General features: G+C 74.3%; 17 protein-coding genes. 8 read left to right on the plus strand and 9 right to left on the minus strand.

Features of this window, described 5'->3' with window-relative positions:
- Window positions 1-244: 244 nt before the first annotated feature.
- The 6 genes from ACFVVA_RS13960 to ACFVVA_RS13985 all read right to left on the minus strand — a co-directional run bounded on the left by ACFVVA_RS13960 (window position 245) and on the right by ACFVVA_RS13985 (window position 6,400).
- Complete coding sequence (locus ACFVVA_RS13960; protein ID WP_359910346.1) at window positions 245-955, minus strand: class I SAM-dependent methyltransferase; 711 nt, start codon at window positions 953-955, stop codon at window positions 245-247.
- 325 nt (window positions 956-1,280) lie between these two features.
- A complete protein-coding gene (locus ACFVVA_RS13965) occupies window positions 1,281-1,802 on the minus strand; it encodes an ion channel (protein WP_359910349.1) in 522 nt (173 codons plus the stop codon).
- A 111-nt stretch (window positions 1,803-1,913) separates the two neighbouring features.
- Window positions 1,914-3,290 (minus strand): hypothetical protein, encoded by a 1,377-nt coding sequence (locus ACFVVA_RS13970; RefSeq protein ID WP_387689034.1) that lies wholly within the window; start codon window positions 3,288-3,290, stop codon window positions 1,914-1,916.
- A 192-nt stretch (window positions 3,291-3,482) separates the two neighbouring features.
- Window positions 3,483-3,791: a Sec-independent protein translocase subunit TatA gene (gene tatA / locus ACFVVA_RS13975; RefSeq protein ID WP_359910355.1), complete on the minus strand. Its 309-nt coding sequence runs from the start codon at window positions 3,789-3,791 to the stop codon at window positions 3,483-3,485.
- 211 nt (window positions 3,792-4,002) lie between these two features.
- Window positions 4,003-4,572: a methyltransferase family protein gene (locus tag ACFVVA_RS13980; protein WP_387689036.1), complete on the minus strand. Its 570-nt coding sequence runs from the start codon at window positions 4,570-4,572 to the stop codon at window positions 4,003-4,005.
- A 265-nt stretch (window positions 4,573-4,837) separates the two neighbouring features.
- A complete protein-coding gene (locus ACFVVA_RS13985) occupies window positions 4,838-6,400 on the minus strand; it encodes an MFS transporter (RefSeq protein ID WP_387689038.1) in 1,563 nt (520 codons plus the stop codon).
- A gap of 113 nt (window positions 6,401-6,513) precedes the next feature.
- Here ACFVVA_RS13985 and ACFVVA_RS13990 point away from each other — a divergent pair, with 113 nt between their 5' ends.
- Window positions 6,514-7,155 carry a TetR/AcrR family transcriptional regulator gene (locus tag ACFVVA_RS13990; RefSeq protein WP_387689040.1) on the plus strand — a complete coding sequence of 214 codons (642 nt, stop codon included), beginning with the start codon at window positions 6,514-6,516 and terminating at the stop codon, window positions 7,153-7,155.
- Here ACFVVA_RS13990 and ACFVVA_RS13995 read toward each other — a convergent pair.
- Entirely contained in the window at window positions 7,145-7,462 is a 318-nt protein-coding gene (locus tag ACFVVA_RS13995; RefSeq protein ID WP_359825923.1) for a cupin, read from the minus strand. The genes ACFVVA_RS13990 and ACFVVA_RS13995 overlap by 11 nt on opposite strands.
- Before the next feature lie 131 nt (window positions 7,463-7,593).
- Here ACFVVA_RS13995 and ACFVVA_RS14000 point away from each other — a divergent pair, with 131 nt between their 5' ends.
- On the plus strand, window positions 7,594-7,860 hold the full coding sequence (locus ACFVVA_RS14000; protein ID WP_359910370.1) for a hypothetical protein: 267 nt from the start codon (window positions 7,594-7,596) through the stop codon (window positions 7,858-7,860).
- Between the two features lie 78 nt (window positions 7,861-7,938).
- Here ACFVVA_RS14000 and ACFVVA_RS14005 read toward each other — a convergent pair whose 3' ends face one another.
- Window positions 7,939-9,096 carry an acyl-CoA dehydrogenase family protein gene (locus tag ACFVVA_RS14005; protein WP_387689043.1) on the minus strand — a complete coding sequence of 386 codons (1,158 nt, stop codon included), beginning with the start codon at window positions 9,094-9,096 and terminating at the stop codon, window positions 7,939-7,941.
- Window positions 9,097-9,391: 295 nt separating this feature from the next.
- On the opposite strand from ACFVVA_RS14005, the gene ACFVVA_RS14010 reads away from it, so the two are divergent.
- Entirely contained in the window at window positions 9,392-10,621 is a 1,230-nt protein-coding gene (locus tag ACFVVA_RS14010) for a TetR/AcrR family transcriptional regulator (protein ID WP_387689045.1), read from the plus strand.
- Here ACFVVA_RS14010 and ACFVVA_RS14015 read toward each other — a convergent pair.
- A complete protein-coding gene (locus ACFVVA_RS14015; RefSeq protein WP_387689047.1) occupies window positions 10,618-10,977 on the minus strand; it encodes a hypothetical protein in 360 nt (119 codons plus the stop codon). The two genes, ACFVVA_RS14010 and ACFVVA_RS14015, sit on opposite strands and share 4 nt — an antisense overlap.
- 275 nt (window positions 10,978-11,252) lie before the next feature.
- Between ACFVVA_RS14015 and ACFVVA_RS14020 the strand changes: the two genes are divergently transcribed.
- The 5 genes from ACFVVA_RS14020 to ACFVVA_RS14040 all read left to right on the plus strand — a co-directional run bounded on the left by ACFVVA_RS14020 (window position 11,253) and on the right by ACFVVA_RS14040 (window position 19,582).
- Window positions 11,253-13,157: an ATP-binding protein gene (locus ACFVVA_RS14020; protein ID WP_387689049.1), complete on the plus strand. Its 1,905-nt coding sequence runs from the start codon at window positions 11,253-11,255 to the stop codon at window positions 13,155-13,157.
- Window positions 13,158-13,218: 61 nt separating this feature from the next.
- Window positions 13,219-15,600, plus strand: coding sequence for a hypothetical protein (locus tag ACFVVA_RS14025; RefSeq protein ID WP_387689051.1), 2,382 nt, complete (start codon window positions 13,219-13,221; stop codon window positions 15,598-15,600).
- 197 nt (window positions 15,601-15,797) lie between these two features.
- Window positions 15,798-16,451 (plus strand): VTT domain-containing protein, encoded by a 654-nt coding sequence (locus ACFVVA_RS14030; protein WP_359910387.1) that lies wholly within the window; start codon window positions 15,798-15,800, stop codon window positions 16,449-16,451.
- A gap of 119 nt (window positions 16,452-16,570) precedes the next feature.
- On the plus strand, window positions 16,571-18,400 hold the full coding sequence (locus ACFVVA_RS14035; RefSeq protein WP_387689053.1) for a threonine/serine exporter family protein: 1,830 nt from the start codon (window positions 16,571-16,573) through the stop codon (window positions 18,398-18,400).
- Between the two features lie 108 nt (window positions 18,401-18,508).
- Window positions 18,509-19,582 (plus strand): hypothetical protein, encoded by a 1,074-nt coding sequence (locus ACFVVA_RS14040; protein WP_387689055.1) that lies wholly within the window; start codon window positions 18,509-18,511, stop codon window positions 19,580-19,582.
- Window positions 19,583-19,849 lie beyond the last annotated feature (267 nt).

Here is a 19,849-nt window from a genome sequence, read left to right on the forward strand (position 1 = left end):
GGCTCCGGCCGTCAGCTGCCGGCTTCGCGGAGGCGGACTCGTGTCCTTCGCCGCGGGTGAGGGTTCCGTCCTGAGTGCACAGCACTGTCCACAGCCTGTGGACAATGCTGTGGGCCGACCGCACCGACCGCGGTAGCCCCGGCAGCCCCGGCAGCCGAGGGGCGAGGGCACGGGAAGTCGGCCCGGCCGACCTCCCGTGCGACGGGGGCTCCGCGAACCGGCCGGCGGAAACCCCCAGGGGCGCCTACCGGGCGGCGGTGACGGGCTTGCGGGCCCGGGTCAGCAGGGAGACGCCCGGCAGGCCCTGGACGGGCAGGTAGCGCTCGGCGGCGATCACCGTGCTGAGCGCGGTGTTGATGAAGGCCGGAACGTCGTCCAGGTCGCTGCCGGTGCTCTTCTTCCGGCGCCAGGCGGCGGCCGGGCGGAGCAGGACGTTCCAGCTGTCCAGGGTCTCCATGGTGAAGCCGCTGCCGACGATCACCTCGCGCAGGGTGTCGCGGGTGTAGCGGCGGACGTGGCCGACCGCGACGTCGTGCGCCGACCAGAGCCTCATGTCGCTCGGCACCGCGATGAGTGCCACCCCGCCGGGGCGCAGCACCCGGTGGATCTCGGCCATCGCCGCGTCGTCCTCCTCGATGTGCTCCAGCACGTCGAAGGCGACCACCAGGTCGATCGCGCCGTCGGCGACCGGGAGCCTGCGGGCGTCGGCCCGCATCACGGTGAGCCCGCGGTCGCGGGCCACCTGGGCGCCCTCCTCCCCGTACTCGATCGCGATCGGCTTCCAGCCGTTCGCCCTCAGCACCCGGGTGTTGCCACCGCCCGCGGCCCCGATGTCCAGCGCGGTGCCCGCCTTGCTGAACTTGGCGAGCTCCCGGCCCAGCAGTATCCGCCGCTCCTTGTACCACCAGTGCCGGTCTTCGAGCTCGGCGAGCTTGCGTACCTCATGACCTTCCACGGACCCTCCCGGACTTCTTCGTCTCCCTGGCCGCCGCGGAACGCGTCGTCCGGCCGAGCGAAAACATGAGAATTTTGTGAGGTCACTTTACGGGTACGGCGTTCTCGCGGATCCGGGCAGCCCGGTTGGCCGGAGCGTGGTGCCGGCCGGGTGCCGGCGCTCGACCCGCTGCCCTCGGCGGGGCGGCCGGTGTGGAGCCAACTACCAAAGAACTAAAGAATTTTGACTGATTGTCGGAAAGGCCTTCCGGTGGGGTGGGCGCAGGGGTGCCGACGGGGTGGGCACAGGGGTGCCGGGCGGACGCCCGCTGCCGTCCGCGCCAGCCTCAGTCCTGGCGTCGGATCCGTCGCTCCACGTTCCCCCGGACCGCCCGGGACGCCGTTCCGGCCGCCGCCGCGAGGAACACGAAGTTGTACCCGATCTGCAGCACCACCACGAGGCGCGCCGTCTGCCCGGCCGGGGTGATGTCCCCGTACCCGACCGTCGCCATCGTCACCACGGTGAAGTACAGCGCGTCCAGCCGGGTCTCCAGCCCGGCGAACTCCGACTTGTGCGCGCCCATCACGTAGTACGTCCCCGCGAAGATGGTCAGCGCCAGGAAGATGAGGAAGGCCAGCCAGACCACCGGCCGCTTGGCCGTTCCCCGCATCACCCCGACGATCTTGGCCAGCATCAGCCAGGTCAGCCCGACCAGCGCCCCCGCGAACACCAGCCAGCTCAGCACCGGCCGGCGCTCGCCGAGCCACTCCAGGGGCAGCGTGAAGTACCCGACCATCAGCAGCGTCGACGCGATCAGCAGCCAGAGCCAGGCCCGCAGGTCGGCAGGGGGCGGAGGGTTCTCGGACATCCCGCCCAGCCTCCCCGGGCCCGGGCCCGTCCGCTCGCCCGCCTGGTCCGATCGGGCGAGCCCCCGCGCCCCGCGGGCCCCGGCAGGCCCCGCGCCCCGGGTGGCCGCCCCTCAGGCCGAGGCCCCGGCTCCTTCCCCGGGCTGCCCCGCCCGGTCCTGCCCCGGCGCGTCCAGCAGCTCCAGCACCGCCAGGACGGCGAGCAGCCCGAGCGCCAGGCAGAGCGTCACCAGCACCGTCGGGTGGCTCCACAGCACGAAGGCCAGCGCCGTGAGGGCGACCGCCAGCCAGCCCAGCGGGGCCTTCCAGCGGTGGACGAACCGGCCGACCGGCCCGAGCCGCAGTCCGGCCCGCGCGGCCACCCGCCGTACCGCGCCCAGCCCGGCGCGCCAGCCGCCCCGGACGGTGCGCGCCCACCGTCCGGGGCCGATCACCCAGGCGCCGAGGGCGACCAGCAGGCCGAGGGTGACCACCACCCGGACGGCCGAGTGCAGGTACCGCACCAGGGTGTCGTACACCGCCTGGGCGGCCGCCTGGTCGACATCGGCCGGGAGCCGGTCCAGGTAGACGGCCCGGAACGCGCTCAGCCCGATGCCCAGCAGCAGCGCCCCGCCCGCCATGCCGAGGGCCGTCGCCACCACCGCCCGGCGGCGCCGGGTCGCGAGCAGCACACCGCCGAGCGCGCAGGCCCCGGCCAGCACCGGCACCCAGAAGCCGGCCAGGGCCAGGACCTGCAGGGTGGTGCGGACCTCGGGGAGGGCGTCGGACCGCACCAGAGGGTAGGAGGTGTGGATCTCCGGGATCCGGGAGGCCAGCGGGAGCCCCTGGTCCACCAGCGCGGACTTCACCCGGGCGATCACCGGGGCGAGGTCGAGCACCACGGTGTCGTCGTGCACCTCGACGGCGCCGCCGCCCTGCCCGGTCACCATCTTCTCGACCGCGGCGTGGGCGTCCCGGTTGACGTCCGTCCAGAGGGTGACGAAGGCGTCGCTGTTCACGAGCCGTTCGACCTGGGCGTGGACGAGGCTGCCGAGCCCGTCGTCCAGGGCCTGGCCGATGCCGCCGAGCAGGGCGCCGAGCTTGGGCCGGTCGTCCGGGGCGAGGCCGTCGAGCAGCGAGTCGAGCGGGAGCTTCTTCATGATCTCGGCGGTCACCCGGTCGGTGACGGCCGCCTTGATCCTGGGGTCCTCGGCCAGCGGGGCCATCGTCGCGAGGTAGCGGTCGGTGTCGCTGATCTCGGACCGTGCCCAGAGCGCGAGGGCGCCGAGCGGGGTGAGCGCGCAGGCCAGCACGATCAGGAGGGCGGCGAGGAAGGAGCGCACCCGGTGCCGGGGCGGTGGGCGGTCCGCCGGGGGCGCGGCCGGCCCGGCGGCCAACTGTTCGGCGAGCCGTGCCTCCTGGGCCTCGACGGCGCTCAGCCGGGCCCGCAGCTCGGCCAGTTCGTCACCGGGCCCGCCCTCGGGCCCGGCGCCGGGTCGGTCGGTCGGCATGCCGGGCGCTCCGTTCCTCCGGTGGGTGCGTACCAGGAGACAACGGATCAGATCGGACGGCCAGTCGGGAAGGGCGGTGGCCGGAGCGGGCCCGGAACGGCTCGGGTCGGCCCCGGAACGGCTCAGGACGGCCCCGGAACGCGGAAAGCCCCTGGTGGTTCACCAGGGGCTTTCCGGAGGAAGGGGGCGGACTCAGGCGGTCGTCTCGGGCCGCTTGGTCTCGGTCGCCTTGGTCACGTTGGTCGGTGTGACGGCCGGGCGGTCGGCGCTCTGCTGGGGAGCGGTGGCGCCCTGCTGGGGAGCGGCGGTGCTCTGCGCGGTGCCAGCCGCGGCGTCCGCCGGGGTGTCGTCCTCGCGCATGGCCTTCGTCTCGGCCTTCAGGATGCGCATGGACTTGCCCAGGCCACGGGCCATCTCGGGCAGCTTCTTCGATCCGAACAGCAGGATTACGACCGCCAGCACCACGAGAATGTGCCAGGGCTCAAGACCGTTCCGCAGCATCCCTGGCCACCGGTCCCTTCTTGTCAGGAGTCATGGCGGGCGCTAGCGCCCGTGCTGGCCAGTATGCCTGTACCTGACGGCGAACGGATACACCAGCCGGGAAACGCTGGCCAAAAACCAGGTGCCGTTCGAGCGGATCGCGAGCGCGGCGGCACCGGCCCGGCCGGACGCGGGTGCCGAAGTTCACACCCGGCCGACCGCGTCGGGGCCTTCAGTGGACGAACGGCACCATGCGCTTCGTCACCCGGCGGTACTGCGCGTACTCGCTCCCGAAGGCGTCCAGCAGCAGCCGCTCCTCGGCGGAGATCCGCCAGCCGTACGCGGCGAGCAGCAGGGCCGCGACCACCAGGGCGGCCGCCCAGCTGCCGGTGCCGACCGCGTAGCCGACCCAGACCAGCAGGCTGCCGGCGTACCCGGGGTGCCGGATCAGCCGGTACGGGCCGGTGCGGACCAGGCACTGGGTGTCCACGGTGCGCAGGGTGCGGGTGTAGTAGCGGCCCAGGGTGCGCATGCCCCAGGCCCGCAGCGCCAGCCCGGCGACCACCAGGGCCACCCCGAACCAGGCGGCCCAGGAGGGCAGTTCGCCGATCCCGGCGCGGTCGAACAGCACCACGACCAGGACCGACAGGGCGTAGCAGCCGAGCAGCAGCCGGGTGGACCCGCGGTCGCGGCGGTCGGCGTGCCAGGTGCCGGCGGCGGTGTCCTCGCGTCGGCGCAGCAGCAGCTCGTAGGCGACCCAGCAGAGGACACCGAGGAGGGAGAGGAGGGCGGGCAGGGACATGAGGGACTCCCGGCGGTCGGATCCGAGGTGTGCTTCCACGCTCCTCCCGGCGGGCGGCCGGCACACGCACCCGGGGGTGGACCCGGCGCGGTCCACCCCCGGGTGGAGGCACGGCGCGGGGCCGCGCGGGCGCTCGGCGGGACCGCTGCGCGGAGGCGGGGGCGGCTCCCGGGACAGCGGCTCCCTGGACGGCGGAGAGCCCCCGCCCGGGATGGGCGGGGGCTCTCGATGACTCGCGTGGATCGGGCCGGACGGGTCGGACGGGTCAGGCGGCGGCGGGCTCCGGAGCGGGTTCCGGGGCGGTGGCGGGGGCGGCGGCCGGGAGGTGGCGCATCAGGCGGTAGGCCAGGACGGCGGCACCCAGGGCGAAGACCAGGCCGACCACGGCCGCGACGTGCAGGCCGTCGGTGAAGGCGGCGCGGGTGGTCTCCAGCAGGTCGGCGCCGAGCCGGCCGGGCAGGTGGGCGGCGACGGTGACCGCTCCGCCGAGGGTGTCCTGGGCGGTCCGGGCGGCCTCGCCGTCGACGCCGGCCGGGAGGGCGCCGTCCAGCCGGTGGCGGTAGACCGCGGCGCCGGCCGCGCCGAGCAGGGCGATGCCGAGCGAGCTGCCGAGCTCGACGGCGGTCTCGGAGGTGGCGGAGGCGGCGCCGGCCTGCTCGACCGGGGCGGCGGAGACGACCATCTCGGCGGTCATCGTCATGGTGCCGACCGTCCCGGCGGCCAGCACGCCGGCCGCGGTGAGGATGAGCGCCAGCGGGGAGTGCGGGCCGACCAGGGTCATCATCGCGAAGCCCGCCGAGCCGACCAGGAAGCCGCCGCCCATCAGTACCGCCGGGCGGACCTTCCCGGCCAGCGCCGAGCTGGTCCCGACCGCGGCGCCGACGCCCAGGCTCGGCACCAGCGACCAGAGCGAGGCGGTCAGCGGGCTCATGCCCTTGACCAGCTGGAGGTACTGCGAGGTGAAGAGGGAGAAGCCCATCATCGCGAACATCGCGATGCTGTTGACGCTGATCGCGCCGCTGAAGGTGCGGATCCGGAACAGGCTCAGGTCGAGCAGCGGGTTCGCGGCGGTGCGCTGGCGCCGCACGAAGGCGCCGGCCAGCAGCAGTCCGGCGGGGACGGCCAGTCCGGGCAGCAGGCTCCAGCCCTCGACGGCGATCGTCTTGACGCCGTAGACCAGCGGCAGGATCGCGGCCAGCGAGAGCACGGCGCCGAGCAGGTCGAAGCGGCCGGTGCGGCCGGTGGAGCGGTACTCGGGGAGCAGGGCGGGCGCGGCCAGCAGCACCAGGGCCATCACCGGGACGGCGAGCAGGAAGGCCGAGCCCCACCAGAAGTGCTCCAGCAGGAGCCCGCCGGCGACCGGGCCGAGGGTGGCCCCGGCGGTGAGGATGCCGCCCCAGGCGCCGAGCGCGATCTGCCGCTGCTTGGGGTCGTGGAACATGTTGCGGATCAGCGCGAGGGTCGAGGGCATCACGGTGGCCCCGGCGGCGCCGAGCAGCGCACGCGCCGCGATCAGCTGGTCGGCGTCGTGCGACCAGGCGGCCAGCAGCGAGGCGCCCACGAAGCCGGCGGCGCCGATCATCAGCAGTCGGCGGCGGCCGATCCGGTCGCCCAGCGCGCCCATCGTGATGAGCAGTCCGGCCAGCAGGAACGAGTACATGTCCATGATCCACAGCTGCTGGGTGCCGCTCGGCGCCAGCGTGGTGGAGATGTACGGGACGGCGAAGAAGAGCACGCCCATGTCCATGGTGAGGACGAGGGTCGGGAGCAGGAGGACGGCCAGGCCGATCCATTCGCGACGGCCTGCGCGGCCGGTGGTTGCGGTCATGGGGAAGACGGTACGGATGACTCAGACGCTTGTCTAGTACGTATGTGCAAGACGGACGAGCGAGTAAGACGAATGTGCGAGACATTCGTCCATGGCTTCCGTAGGATCGGGGCATGGGAAACCGCGAAGACCTGATGGGCGGCGCCAAGCGCTGCCTGTACGAGAAGGGCTACGGCCGCACCACCGCCCGCGACATCGCGACCGCCTCCGGCGTCAGCCTGGCCGCGATCGGCTATCACTTCGGCTCGAAGGACGCGCTGCTCAACGCGGCGATGATCGAGGCGATCGGGGAGATGGGGGAGGCCCTGGGCGCGGTGGTGATCGCCGCCAACCAGGTGTCGGACGACCCGGAGGTGCGCTTCGCGGCCGTCTGGGACGGCCTGCGGGACGTCTTCGTCGAGCACCGCGGGCTCTGGGCGGCCCAGTTCGAGGCGCTCGCCCAGGCGGGGCACGCCCCCGACCTGGCGGACGCCTTCGCGGCGGCGCAGAAGGAGGGCCGGCTCGGACTGGCCGCGGTGTTCCAGGGGCTGCCCGAGGTGCCGGACACCGCGGAGGAGGTCGCCCGCGGATCCTTCTACCAGACCCTGCTGGCCGGCTACTGCGCCCAGTGGCTGGCCGCGCCCGAGCTCGCGCCCGGCGGGCAGGACTTCCTGCGCGGACTGCGGCTGGTCAGCGACAGCGTGTTCGCCCCCGTGGAGCCCTCGCCCGCTACGGAGCCCTCAGTCGTTACGGAGCCCTCTCCCGCTACGCGGTGACGGCGGTCAGCAGCACCACCGAGTCGACGTGCGCCAGCAGCCCGTGCCGCTCCTGCGGGACGGGCTCCAGGTGCCCGGCCGGCAGTTCCAGCCGCCGGCCGGCGATGGTCAGTGACACCCGGCCGCGCAGCACCTGGACGCTGCCCGCGGTGGGCGGGTTGTGCTCGTCCAGCGTGGTGCCCGCGGTCAGCGCGATCACGGTCTGCCGCAGGATCCCGTCGTGCAGGACCAAGTGGGCGCTGCGCCCGTGCGGGCTCTCCGCCGCCCGGGCGGCGTGCTCCACGGCGAGCTGTTCGAGATCGGGCACCGCGCCTCCTCCTGGCTCCGGGCGCACTCCGTGAGCCCAGGGTCGCGGACGCCCGCGCGCCCCGCACCCGGAGGTAACGCGGCCGGGCGGTCCGAGGTGCAGGCTCCGCCGACTGCCCGCATCGTGGAGGCATGGCGACCAACGACAGAGTCATTTCCGGGTTCCAGGTCAACCGCCCGCTGCTGACCGGCGGCGTGGCGCTCACCGCGATCGGCACGCTGCTCAGCGCGACCGGGACAGTGGTGGTGTGCGCGGCGCTGATCGCGGCCGGCCGCAGCTGGGTGCGCGGTCTGGACACCCCGCCGACCGCCCTCGCCCAGCGGGCCCTGCGGGAGGCGAAGGTGGCGTCCAACGCGGGCTGGGAGGCCTGGCGCGCCGAGCACAGCTCACCGAACTAGCCCGCCCACCGGGCCGGCGAACAGCGGGGCGGGCCGCCGCGGAAGGGCGGCCCGCCGTGCCGTCGGACCCGAACGGCCCTACAGGCCCAGCGACTTGGCGATGATGCTGCGCATGACCTCGCTGGTGCCGCCGTAGATCCGGAACACCCGGTTGTCGGTGTAGAGCCGGGCGATCGGGTACTCCAGGATGTAGCCGTAACCGCCGTGCAACTGGAGGCACTTGTCGATCACCGTGGAGGCCGACTCGGTGCAGAACAGCTTCGCCGCGGCCGCGTCCGCGACGGTCAGCTCGCCCTGCTGGTACAGCTCCAGTGCCCGGTCCACCATCGACTGCTGCGCCACCACCTGGGACTCGCAGTCGGCCAGGGTGAACTTGGTGTTCTGGAACTCGGCCACCGCCTTGCCGAACACCTTGCGGTCCTTGACGTACTGGACCGCGAACCGCACCGCCGCCGCGGCCGCCGCGTACGCGCCGACAGCGATCGCCAGCCGCTCCTGCACCAGGTTGTGGGTCAGGTAGGAGAAGGCCCTGCCCTCCTCGCCGAGCAGGTTCTCCACCGGCACCCGGACGTCGCTGAACGCCAGCTCGGCGGTGTCCGAGGTGCGCAGGCCGATCTTCTGGAGCTTGCGGCCGACGGTGTAGCCCGCGGAGGCGGTGTCCACACAGAGGATGGACAGCCCGGCCCGGCGGTTCTCCGGGTCGTACGGGGCGGTGCGGCAGACCACCAGGACGAGATCGGCCAGCACGCCGCCGGTGATGAAGGTCTTGGCGCCGTTCAGGACGTAGTGGGTGCCGTCCTCGGAGAGCCGCGCGGTGGTGGAGATGCCCGCGAGGTCGGAGCCGGCGCCCGGCTCGGTCATCGCGATCGCGGTCATGATGTCGCCGGAGACGAAACCGGGGAGCCAGCGCCGCTTCTGCTCCTCGTTCGCGTACTCCAGCAGGTACGGCAGCACCAGGCCGGTGTGCACGCCGGAGGAGCCGAAGCTCACGCCCGCCCGGGCGGTCTCCTCGGCGATCACCGCCTGGTACTTGAAGCCGCTCTCGCCCGCGCCGCCGTACTCCTCCGGCACCTCGATGCCGTAGACGCCGAGTTCGCCGAGCTGCCGGTAGAAGTCGCGCGGCGGGTGACCGTCGGCCTCCCAGCTCTCGTAGACCGGGACGACCTCGTTGGCGATGAAGTCCCGGATGGTCTCCCGGAAGGCCTCGTGGTCCTCGTTGAACACGGTGCGGCGCACGGCGGTGCTCCCTTCGACGGCCCCGGCCGGGGCTGCCGGCCGGGGCGGAACCTGCCTGGTGGTGGCTCCACAAGTTAATCCGGGGTAGCTTCGGCTGTCCAGACTCGGCCGGGCGCGGAAAGCCGGTGGGGAGCGCGGTCGGCGAGGGTGCGAAGTGAATCCTTGCTAGCCTTCCGTCGACGCCGGTCACGGTCCCGTTCCAGAGGTCGGCGCCGTTCCGGAGGCCGGCGTGGTGCCGGGCCGGTGCGGGACCAGTGCCGGGCCGGTGCCCGGCCGAAGGGGAGGGAGGCTCGCCATGGTCGTCCGACGGCCGCCCGGGCGGCGCGCCCAGATCCTGGCCGTGGCCGCCGACCGCTTCCACCGCAGCGGCTACCACCAGGTCTCGATGACCGAGGTCGCCGCCGGCGTCGGCATCACCGCGCCCGCGCTCTACCGGCACTTCCGCGGCAAGCCCGAACTGCTGGACCGGGTCGTCCGCTTGGGCCTGGACGCACTCGCCGAAGGCCTGCGCCCGGCCCGCACCACCGCGGACCTCGGCGCCGCGCTGGCCGCCGTCGCCGTCGGCCACCGCCCGCTCGGCACCCTGGTGCAGCGCGACGCCCGGCTGCTGCCGCCGGCCCGGCGGGCGGCGCTGCGCCGTGAACTGCGCGCCGACGTCGCCCTGATGGTCGCGGTGCTGCGCGTGGAACGGCCGGAACTCGCCGCCGGGGACGCCGAGTTGCTCTGCTGGTCGGCGCTCTCGGCCTGCGCCGGGCTGTCCTACCAGTCGGCGGTGCCGCAGCCCCGACGGGCCGAGGCGCTGCTGCGCGGGATGGTCGCCGCCGTCCTGGCGGTCCCCCTGGACGGGACGGACGCGGGGCCCTGCGCCGGGCCGGTGCCGGCGGCCTCGGAGTCCGCCTCCGGGGCAGTGCCGGTGGCGCCGGGGACCGCCTCGGGGCCGGTGCCGGAGCCCAGGCCGCGGGCGCGCCGGGAGGAGCTGCTCGCGGCGGCCGTCCGGCTGTTCCACCAGCGCGGCTTCGACAACGTCAGCACCGACCAACTCGGCGCCGCCGTCGGCATATCCGGCCCCAGCGTGTACCGGCACTTCGACAGCAAGGCCGAGCTGCTCGCCGCCTCACTGGTGCGCAGCCGCGAGCGGCTCTGGCACGAGGTGGACGGCGCGATCACGGCCGCCGCCGGGCCGGGGGAGGCGCTGGAGGCCGGGCTGGGCGCGTACGTCGGCTTCGCACTGCGCAACGGGGACTACCTGGGCGCCATGCTGAGCGAGACGGAGCGGCTGGCCCCGCCGGACCGCCGGGCCGCGGTGGACTTCCGGCGGGACTTCCTGCGCACCTGGGTCGGCCTGCTGCGGCAGGTGCACCCCGGGCTCGACCCGGCGGCCGCCCGGATCCGGGTGCACGCGCTGTTCGCGCTGGTCAACGACGGGGTGCGGAACCGTCCGCACAGCACCAGGCCGGACCTCGGGGACTGCCTGCTGCGGCTCGGCCGGGCGGTGCTGGGGACGTCCGGGGGAGAGTCGCTCTAGCGGTTGCCCCCGGTGCGTCCGGTGCCGCCGGTGCCCCGGGAGTTCCCGCCGTTGCCCTGGGGCGCGCCGGTGCTCCCGCTGTTGTTCTGGGTGCCGCCGACGTTTCCGCCGTTGCCCGTCACCGCGAGGCTGTTGTTCTGGTTGCCCGCACCCGAACCGGTGGCCGTCTGCTGGGTGTTGACCACGTTTCCGTGGACGTCGCCGATGATGTTGCCGGAGCCCGCGTCGCTCACCACGCTGCCGTTGGAGTGGTCGGTCGCGCCGGCGCCGCTGTCGGCGTGCGCGGTGCCGGCGCCGACGCCGGCGAGGAGGAACGCCCCGAGGGCGGTGGCGGCGGCTGCGCGAAGACGGGACACGCTGGTCTCCCTGGCGAGAAAGTGCGGATTGTGGCGCCGTCCGGGGTGGCCGCTCCGGGGCGCCGTGGCCCGCGGCGCCGGGCGGCTCGCCGTACGTACGTCGCCGGTTCAGCATTCACCAGTGCGGTGGACGAACTCCACCGAACGGGTGGCAATTCCCCCGATGGGGGAGGATCGGTCAATTCGGAGTTGACGGTATTCCGTCATTCCGTCAGGACGGTGCCGAAGAAGAAAGAAATGGTCGCCAGATAGTCGCACTGGCACACTGGGGACCCATGTCTGATGGTGCCCCGCCCGAGCCCACCCCCGCCGAGGAGCTGCGCACGACCGAGGTCGATCTCGGCGGCCTGGTGAACGTCCTCGCCACCCACCTCTACTCCACCCCGCTGGTCGCCCTGCGCGAACTCGTCCAGAACGCGCACGACTCGCACACCCGCCGGCTCCTGGAGGACCCGGACGGCGACCACCGCCCGCTGATCCGGGTGCGCGCCGCCGCCGCCCGGCGGACCGTCGCCATCGAGGACACCGGCGCCGGCCTCACCGAACCCGAGATCCACTCCTACCTGGCCACCGTCGGCACCGGCTACACCCGGATGCTGCGCGAACTGACCGGCAACCAGGAGCTGATCGGCGCCTTCGGCCTGGGCTTCCTCTCCGCCTTCTCGGTCGCCGACGAGGTCACCGTCACCACCACCTCGCACCGCGAACCGCACCTCGGCCACCGCTACCGCAGCCGCGGCGGCGAGCAGTACCGGGTCGAGCCGGTGCCCGCCCGGCCCCGCCCGGGCACGGTGGTCGAGCTGACCCTCAAGGCCGAGCACGCCCACCTCGCCGACGAGGACGTGCTGCGCGACGTGCTCACCCGCTACTGCGTGCTGCTGCCGGTCCCGGTCCACCTCGGGGACGACGAGCAGCCGGTCAACTCCGTCGAGGTGCCCTGGCGCCACCCCTCCGACGGCGACCAGTACGCCGCCCGGATGCGCTTCGCCGCCGCCTTCGGCCGCCGCTTCGAGCCGCTCACCGCCTTCCCGGTCCACCCGGTCGAGGACGTCACCGACGCGGTGGGCCTGCTCTGGGTCCAGGACGGCGGCACCTACGGCAGCAGCGACAACCGCGACCTCGCCGTCTACCTGCGCGGCATGCTGCTCGCCGAGGACGCCCGCGACCTGCTGCCCCGCTGGGCCGGGTTCATCGGCGGCGTGGTCGAGTCCAACCGGCTCACCCCCACCGCCAGCCGCGAGGACCTCCAGCGCGACGAGCACTACCATGCGCTGCGCAAGGCCCTCGCCGACGCCATCGTGGACGGCCTCTACGAGACCGCCCGGCTGCGGCCCGCCGCGTGGCGCCGCATCCTCGCCCGGCACGGCAACGACCTGCTCGGTGCCGCGCTCTGCGACGACCGGCTGTTCACCCTGCTCGCCGACGACGTCCCGGTGCCCACCTCGCAGGGCGACCTCACGGCCGGCGCGCTGCGCGCGGCGGGAGGCGGCGCGGTGCACGTCGCGCTCGGCAGCGGCGGCGGCTTCGAGGAGATGCTGTACCGGGCGATGCGGGTGCCGATCGCCCGCGGCGACCGCTACGCCGTCCTGCCGTTCCTGCGCCGCTACGCCCAGCTGCGCGGCTGCCGGGTGGTCGAGCTGGGCAGCGAGCAGGGCGACCGCGAGCTGTTCCGCGACCCGGAGCGCCCGCTGCCGGAGCACGAGTCGGCCTGGCTGGCCGGCGCCCTCGCCGACCCGGGCGAGCAGCTCGTCCCGGCCCGCTTCGACCCGCCCGGCCTGCCGCTGGTGCTGGTGCCGGACCGCGAGGCCGAGCTGAAGGCCCGGATCGAGGACGACCGGGCGGACGCCCGGATACCCTCGGCCGCCCTGCGGCTGGCCCGCGCCTTCACCGCCCGCACCGACGGCGAGGTCCGGGCCCGGCTCTACCTCAACCTGGCCAGCCCGGCGGTCCAGGACCTGCTGGCCGCCTACCGCGGCGGGCACACCGGCAGCGCGACCGCCGCCGGGCTGCTCCGCTCGATCAAGGTGATCATGGCCGCGGCCTCGTCCGGACCGTCCGAGGGCGACCTCACCGCCGCGCTGGCCGGCATCGGCACCGCGGTCTCCGCCCTGACCGCCGCCGTCCCGGCCGGTCTGCCGGAGGTCCCGGACAGCCCCGGCGCGCTCTCGGAGGAGCGGTGACGGACGGATTGTCAGTGGGGTGCGGTAGACACCTCATCAGCACGACGCAGGGGGAGCAGGCATGACCACCGACATCTGGGCCTGGGTGCGCGACACCCACCGGCAGCTGGCCGAGGCCGGCCACCACCGGCTGGCCGACGCCATCGTCGAGCTGCCCGAGCACGCCACCGAGGGGCGAAACGAGCAGCTCGACGCGCTCTACCCGGAGGCCGTGGCCGCCGCCCGGGCGCTCGGCCTGCCCTGGGTCGAGGTCTACCTGCGGCACTGGCGGATGCAGAACCTGCTGAACAAGCGCCAGCAGGGCGAGGCGGTGCTGCCCGAGGCGGTCGACCTGCTGGACTTCGCGCACCGCGAGGAGACGGCGAACTGCCCGCAGTCCGTCTGCGTGGTGCAGGACTTCGCGATCTGCCACGCCCGGGTCGACGGACCGGGGTACGTGGCCGAGCGGCTCGCCGTGGTCGGCGAGACGCTGGACCGGATCGAGCCCGACCGGGCCTGCTACGACTGCCTGTCCCGCGAGTACTCCGACGCCCTGGAGGACGACGGCCGGGCGGCCGAGGCGCTGGACCACCTGGACTCCGCGGCCAACCGGATGCGGGCGGCCGGCCAGCCGGTCTCGCTCCGCTTCCACCAGGCCCGGGCCGGCACCCTGCACCTGCTGGGCCGGCACGAGGAGGTGCTGGAGCTGCTGGCGACCGCCGAGCGGGCCGAGCAGACGCAGGGGCGCCGGCTGGACGAGCGCGACCAGCGCTGGGGCGCCCTGCTGCGGGCCCGCGCGCTCGCCTCGCTCGGCCGCACCGAGGAGGCGCTCGCCCTGCTGCCCGAGCGGGCCGAGGCCGAACGGCACGCCGACCTGCGCACCGCCTGGACGCAGACGGTCGAGCTGCTGGTCGCGGCCGGGGCCCGGGAGAACGACGCCGAACTGGGCGCCGTCCTGGCCGGCTGGGTCGGCTACCTGGACGGCGTCGGCGCGCACCGCCCGTGCGTGGACCTGCTGCTGGCGGCGGGGCGGCTCGCGCTCGCCCGCGGTGCCCGTACGGTGGCGCTCACCCTCGCCGCGACCGGGGAGCGCAAGCTCACCCGGCTGCGGCGCACCGACGGCGTGTCGGAGCAGGTCGCGGCGCTGCGCGCGGCCGCCGAGGCACTGCCGGAGCCCGAGCTGCCCGTCCCGCCGGGCGAGCTGACGGCGCACCTGGCCGAGGTCCGGGTGCCCTACGAGACCGGCGCCGACCTGCTCTCCGTCGCCCTGGACCGGTACCGGGGTGAGCAGGCCGGCGCCACCGGACTGGCGGTGCTCCTGGCCACCGTGCTGGGCGGCCTCGGCCACGCCCGCGCCGCGGCCGACCTGCTGTGGCGGTACCTGGAGGACGACCCGGCCGACCGCGAGCTGACCGGCGCGCTCGGCGAGATGCTGATCGAGGCCCGGGACGCCGAGGGCGTCCGCCGCCTCGCCGACCGGGTGGCCGCCTCCGCCCCGGCCGACGGACACTGGATACGCGCCCGCTGGGCCGCCGCCGAGGGCCGCTGGGCCGAGGCGCTGGAGCAGTGCCGGGCGATCCTGGCGCTGGACGACGAGGTGATCAACACCCGCCGCCTCGCCGCCCACGCCGCCACCGAGCTGGGCGACCACGCCACCGCGCAGCGGATGTACCTGGAACTGCTGGAGCGCGCGGCGCCGGCCGCGGACAGCGCGAAGGACAGCGCCGAGGACAGCGCCGAGGAGGACGGCCACCGGGCGGTCCGGGAGCCGGACCTGTGGCACCTGATCACCGCGGCCACCGCCAACCGGGACTGGGCGGTGGTCCGCTCCACCGGCGCGCTGCTCGACATCGAGTTCGACGAGCCCGAGGGCCCGGTGGACGAGGAGTGGCAGCTGGTCACCATTCGGGCCACCCGCACCAACGGCGCGACGTCCGACCTGCCCGCCCTGCGGACCGGCCCGGCCACCGCCCGCATCCTGCCCGTGCTCGGGGACGACCTGACGCTCAACCACGGCGACGTGGTGGTCTTCGCCCCGGCCCTGCTGGAGCGCCCGCCGGCCGAGGACGCCCCCGAGGAGGAGCGGCAGCGCTGGCGCCCGGTGTTCGAGCTGCTCACCCTGCTCGACCCGGCCGGGTACACCACCTACTGGATCGACGGCGGCTGGCCCGGCGACGAGCCGTGGTCAGCCCTGCGGGAGGAGCTGCACGGGGCGGGGTACGCGGTCTGGGTGTACAGCGGGGAGCAGTACCGGATCACCGACCCGGCGGACGGCGGCGACACCCTGCCCGGTGTCTACGCGGCCCTCGGCGTCCCGCCGACCGCCTCGGCCGCCGAGGCCGACGCCCTGCTGCTGCGGCTGACCGAGGGCTGGGCCCACCCGCTCGCCTGGGCGGAGCTGGCCAAGGCGGCCGGCGCGGCCCCCGCCCGGCACGAGGAGATCGTCGAGCGCTACGGGCTCTGACCGTCCTCGACCGCGCGGCCCCGGCGGGCCGGCCCCTCCCGGGCCCCCGCCGGGGCCGCGCGCGTTCCCGGCCGTCCCGCGCGCTCCGCGCCCCGCCGTGTGCGGGCCGGCCCGGGAACCATTCCGCCTCCAGTCGAGTCTTTGTCAATGCTTTACTGTTTCATTGCCAAGACTCGACCTCCCGGAGTGCCCGCACCGTGACCAGCCTCGCCCTCGGCCCGTCCTGGCTCGATCCGACCACCCTGATCTCCACCTTCGGCCTGATCGGCATCCTGGCCATCGTCTTCGCCGAGTCCGGTCTGCTGATCGGCTTCTTCCTGCCGGGTGACTCGCTGCTGTTCACCACCGGCCTGCTGGTGGCCGGCGGCACCTACCTGCACCAGCCGCTCTGGCTGGTCTGCGCGCTGATCGTGGTCGCCGCGGTGGCCGGGGACCAGGTCGGCTACCTCTTCGGCCGCAAGGTCGGCCCGAGCCTCTTCCGCCGTCCCGACTCCCGGGTCTTCAAGCAGGAGAACGTCGAGAAGGCCGCCGCCTTCTTCGACCGGCACGGCCCCAAGGCGATCGTGCTGGCCCGCTTCGTGCCGATCGTGCGCACCTTCACCCCGATCGTCGCCGGGGTGAGCAGGATGAACTACCGCGGCTTCGTGGTGTTCAACCTGGTCGGTGGCGTGCTGTGGGGCGGCGGCGTCACCGTGCTCGGCTACTTCCTGGGGCAGATCCCGTTCGTCCGGGACAACATCGAGGCCATCCTGGTCGGCATCGTGCTGGTCTCGGTGATCCCGGTGGCGATCGAGCTGCTGCGGGCGCGCCGCTCCGGCGCGGCGTCCGCCACCCGCCACCGCGCCGGGTAGGCGTCCGCCGCTCCTGCCACGGGACGCCGCGTACATGTGCGTCCGGCTGTTCGATCAGGCAAGGTGTAACCCGAGATCGAGCGGTGGCCGGAGGCCGCCAGGGGTGGCAAGGAGCGGAAGTGCCTAAGCGGGGCCGACCGGGTACGGGCAAGCGGGCCAGGGGAGGCAGGGCGGTCCGGCAGGCGCGGCAGGCACCCCCGAAGCCGGTGCACCCCGCCGACGCCCCGCCCACCGAGGGCCTGCTCGGCTACCCCGCCCCGCCGGTCGAGCCCACCACCGTCGTCCCGCTCGCGCTGCCCGTTCCGGAGACCAAGGGCCTGCTGGCCCCCGAGCCCGAGCCCGAGCCGGTACCCGAGCCGGTACCCGGGCCGGCGGTCCGCGCCGCGACCGGACCGGCCGGGACCGAGCGCCCGGCCCGTCGCCGTTCGGTCGCCGAGGACACCCTCACCCCCGAGGAGTGGCGGGCGGCCGGCTACACCCCGCCCACCGGCATCCCGGTCCCGGACCTCACCGCCGGCGCCCCCGGCGAGGCGCCCTGGCCGGACCGGATGCGCACCCTGCTGCGCACCCCGATGTCCGAGCGGCCCGCCTTCGAGCGCACCGCCCGCGAAATGCACCCCTCCGCGTCCGTCACCCGCAACGTCCCGCGCATCCTCGACCTGACGCTGCGCATCGGCGAGTTGCTGCTGGCCAGCGGCGAGGCGGCCGAGGACGTCGAGGCGGCGATGCTCGGCATCGCGCACGCCTACCGGCTGGACCGCTGCGAGCCGCAGGTCACCTTCACCCTGATCGGCATCTCGTACCAGCCCTCGCTGGTCGAGCCGCCGGTCACCGCCGACCGCGTGGTGCGCCGCCGGACCTCCGACTACACCCGGCTCGACGCGGTGTACGCGCTGGTCGCGGACATCACCGCGGAGAACGTGACGGTCAACGACGCCTACCGCCGGCTCGCGCTGATCCGCCGCAACCGGCACCCGTACCCCGCCTGGTTCCTCGCCCTGACCACCGGCCTGCTGGCCGGCGCGGCGACCTTCCTGGTCGGCGGGCGGGTGGACGACAAGGCCTGGCTGGTGTTCGCGAGCGCCTTCGTCGCGGCCGTCCTCGGCGACCGGCTGGCCTCCGCGCTGGCCCGGCGCCGGCTGCCGGAGTTCTACCAGTTCGTGGCGGCCGCGATGCCGGCCGCCGCCTCCGGCATCATCCTCTCGCTCAACGACTGGGGCCTGCGCGGCTCGGTCGTGATCACCGGTGGCCTGTTCGCCCTGCTGCCCGGGCGCGCCCTGGTCGCCGCCGTGCAGGACGGCCTGACCGGCTTCTACATCACCGCCGCGGCCCGCCTGCTGGAAGTGATCTACCTGGTCGCGGGCATCGTGATCGGGGTGATGGTGATTCTCTACCTGGGCGTCGGCTTCGAGGCGAACCTGCGCCCGGACGAGAGCCTGGTGGGCGTCAACTACCCGCCGGTCCAGATGGTCGCCGCGATGCTGCTGACCCTGGCCTTCGCGACGCTGCTCCAGACCGACCGCCGCACGCTGGCCCTGGTCACCGTCAACAGCGGCATCGGCTGGGCCAGCTACGGTGCGCTGGTGTACAACGCGGGCGTCAACCCGATCGCGGCGACCGGCGTGGCGGCCGGGCTGGTCGGCCTCTTCGGCCAGCTGATGGCGCGCTACCGCAACGGGTCGGCGCTGCCGTACGTGACCGCCGCGATCGGTCCGCTGATGCCCGGTTCGGCGCTCTACCTCGGGATGCTCGCCTTCGCCCAGGGGCACTCCAGCGCCGGCCTGGTGTCGGTCTTCCGGGCGGCGGCGATCGCGATGGCGCTGGCGGTCGGGGTGAACCTGGGCGGGGAGATCGCCCGGCTGTTCCTGAAACTGCCGGTCGGCGCCGAGCGCCCGTCGCTCTACCCGGTCGTGCCGCGCCGGGCGGCCAAGCGCACTCGAGGGTTCTGACCGGACGTCGGGCCGGTGCCGGGGCGATGCGGTCCCCGGGCCCAGGCCCCGGCCCCCGGGCCACGTCACGGCAGGCAGGACGCAGGACCAGGAACGAAGGTAAGACCCATGACGACACTGCTGGACGGCTACCGCGAGCACATCGTCGCCGCGCACAAGCAACCGCTGTTCCTGCTGCTGGTCGGATTCATCACCTCTTTCGTCTTCATCCGGTTCAGCGTCCGGATGATCCGCGCCCAGGTGCGCTGGTGGCCGGGCAACGTGACCCCGGGCGGCCTGCACATCCACCACATGGTGTTCGGCCTGGGCTTCCTGCTGCTCGGCGGCATCGGGGTGTTCGCCACCTACGGCGGGCACCCGTGGATCGACGTGTTCGGCCTGGCCTTCGGCATCGGCTGCGGTCTGGTGCTGGACGAGTTCGCGCTGATCCTGCACCTGGACGACGTGTACTGGAGCGAACAGGGCCGCAAATCGGTGGACGCGGTGATCTTCGGCATCCTGTTCACCTCCCTGCTGCTGGTCGGGTACGTGCCGCTCGGCGTGGTGCCCGGCGAGGAGACCAGGTGGGGCCTGATCACGATCATCTCGGTGAACTCGCTGGCCTCGGTGATCACCCTGCTCAAGGGCAAGGTGTGGACCGGCCTGCTCGGGATCATGGTCCCCGGCCTGTCCTGGATCGGGGCGATCCGGCTGGCCCGTCCCAGCAGCCCGTGGGCCCGCTGGCGGTACGCCACGCGCCCCCGCCGCCGGGCGCGTGCGCTGCGGCGCGAGCGCCTGCTGCACCGGCGCGCGGACCGGGCCCGCACCTGGCTCTTCGACCTGATCGCCGGCGCCCCCGACAAGGTGCCCGCCAACCACCCGGCGGCGCACCGGGTGGCCGAGCGGATGGCCGCCCGGGCCAGCGCCCACCTCGACGCGCACGCCGCCCGGGCGCTGGCCCGCCGTCAGGCCCGGCTGGCCGACCGTCGTTCGGCGGCCGCCGCCGGGACGGCCCGGGGCGCGGCGGACCCGGCGCTCGGATCGGCCGAGGCCGGTCCGGACCGCTCCCGCCTGGCGCAGCAGCGCCGTCGTACGGTCCGGGCCGGGCGCAGCCGGGTCTTCGCCGTGGGGCCGACCGGGCTGGAGAGCCGGCCGGAGCGGCACCACCGGCTGCGCACCCACACCCGTCGGATCGGCCGGTAGCCCGCCTCCTGCGCGCGGGTCCCGGTCCGTGTCCCCGTGTCCCGGCTTGTGTCCCGGTCCGGGTCCCCGCCCGTGTCCCGGCTTGTGTCCCCGTCCGTTTCCCGCCCGTTTCCCGCCCGCCCCGCGGTCCGGTCGGAGCCGAGGCTTGGTCAGATCATCCGATGGTCACCCGACCGGCGGAGCACTTTCCGGGTGTGAAGGCCGCCGGAATTGAGAACATGAGCATCATGTGACCGTTCTGTCACGTGATGGGATGATTCATCGGAT

The organism is Kitasatospora sp. NPDC058048, from assembly GCF_042885555.1.
GTDB lineage: Bacteria > Actinomycetota > Actinomycetes > Streptomycetales > Streptomycetaceae > Kitasatospora > Kitasatospora lactacystinica.